Annotated in this window: 1 protein-coding gene; it reads right to left on the bottom strand. The window is 62.6% G+C overall.

The window, feature by feature from the left end; translation table 11 throughout:
* Positions 1-1,006: 1,006 nt before the first annotated feature.
* Positions 1,007-1,693, bottom strand: a 687-nt coding sequence (locus I73_RS03810; protein ID WP_022979399.1) for an IS110 family transposase, incomplete at its 5' end; no start/stop codon positions are given.

Below are 1,693 nucleotides of genomic sequence, written 5' to 3'. Positions count from 1 at the left end.
GCCTTCATGCAACGCGTGGCGGCCAAGGCCGTACACACCTGTCCGCAGTGTCGAGGACCGCTGCAGGTGGTGGCATCCCGCCCGGGCGCCAGGCACCTGCCCGCCCCCGGGTGCGAGTGTGCCCACACCCAGACAGCACGTGGGCCACCCTCATGACATGCCTGGCCTTGCGCGTTGCCCTGTCAGTGCGGGCCCCGACCCGCACGGGGCGCGTGCGTGCCTTCACACCACCAGCACCCTCACTCCAGCCAGAAACCACCGTGGCCAGGCCTGCCCAACCCTCCATGGCCCCCTCAGCCAAACGCCTGGGGGGCTTTACGTCCGAGCCCGGCCGACCATAATGGCCTGAAACAAAGCCCGGGGCGATCCAATCCCCCTGCGGCCTGCAACAAAGACCCACATGGGCAGGGACGGCACGATGGTTCAGTTCAACACGGTTTATCTGCCTCGGCTCGCCGTCGCGCGCATGCCTTCGTCTGCGCTCGGCAGATAAACGCTATCTGTTAGCCACCATGGAACAGGTCGTCGTCACATTCGATCAGGTGTTGCACGTTCACCGAAATCGAGAGAATCGGTTTCATCCCAAACACTCGGTCTTCAGCTTCATGTCCGCCGGAGACTACGTGCCGTACGTCTCCGTTCCTGGGTGGCCATCAATTGAACCTGGCACTACGGTCACCGCATTTCTCAGGCAGCCAGGAAATTGGAAATCTTTAGTCGGCTGGGTCAATCATGCTTCCGGAGAAGTCGCCGCGCCGAATTTCAAGCGCTCCGCTTGGGCTGCCGTACTCGACGGAGTCTGGAGCACTGCCTGGTTCGTCTTATGCCCAACTCAGTTCGGTCCATTGCGCTGGGCTCCGTCGATCATGGGTCTCCTAATCTGCGTCCTCAGCTTGGTACGGGCTCGCCGTGAAAGAATGGAGGCCCTGGAAGTCAAAAGCTCTGCCACAGCGCTGGTGGCTCTCAAGAAACACCAACCAAGTGATTGATTTGCAAAGGTGTTTTTTTAGACGGGTTCTGCTGCGACGAGTTTCATGCCGAGCTTGCTGGCCCGCTGACTGAGGTTGTGCAGTACCCGCTGGCGGTAGCGCTCCTCGTAGTAGTCTTGACCTTGATCGGTGTATTCCTCGCCCTTGGTGAGCATGGCGTAGATCAGGCGAGCGAGCTTGTGGGCGGCGGCCGTCACGGCCTTGGGCTTGTCCATGCGTGAACACAGGCGGCGGAAGTACGCACCCAGGGCAGATTGGCTTGAACGCAGCGCTGCAGCGGCCAGCCGCAGTGCCTGAGCGGCTCGGTTGGCACAGCGTTTGGTCTTGCCGCTCATGACCTTGCCGCCGGTGATCTTGGTGCCCGGGCACAGCCCCAGCCAAGAGGCGAAGTGCTTGTCGCTGGCGAACTTGCGCATGTCGGTGCCGGTCTCCGAGAGAACCGCCAACGCGGTGGTCACGTCGATGCCATCGATGCGGGTGAGGTCCACGCCGCACATCTGGAACAGCCGGGTGCGCAGGTCGAACTTGGGCGCATTGCGGGCCTTGCCGCGCTTCTTGCCCTTGGCGGGCTCCGTGTCGCTGATGTGCAGGCGCTGCAATTGAGCATCGATCTCGGTGTCGCACTGAGCCAGTTGCTGGCCGCAGAAGTCGAAGGCCTCCAGCGCCTGCCGCAGCGCGAACAGATGCTCGTGCGCCAGTGCCGC

The organism is Ideonella sp. B508-1 (assembly GCF_000333615.1).
Classification (GTDB): Bacteria; Pseudomonadota; Gammaproteobacteria; order Burkholderiales; family Burkholderiaceae_C; genus Ideonella.
This window is presented reverse-complemented; position numbering and strand designations above follow the sequence as displayed.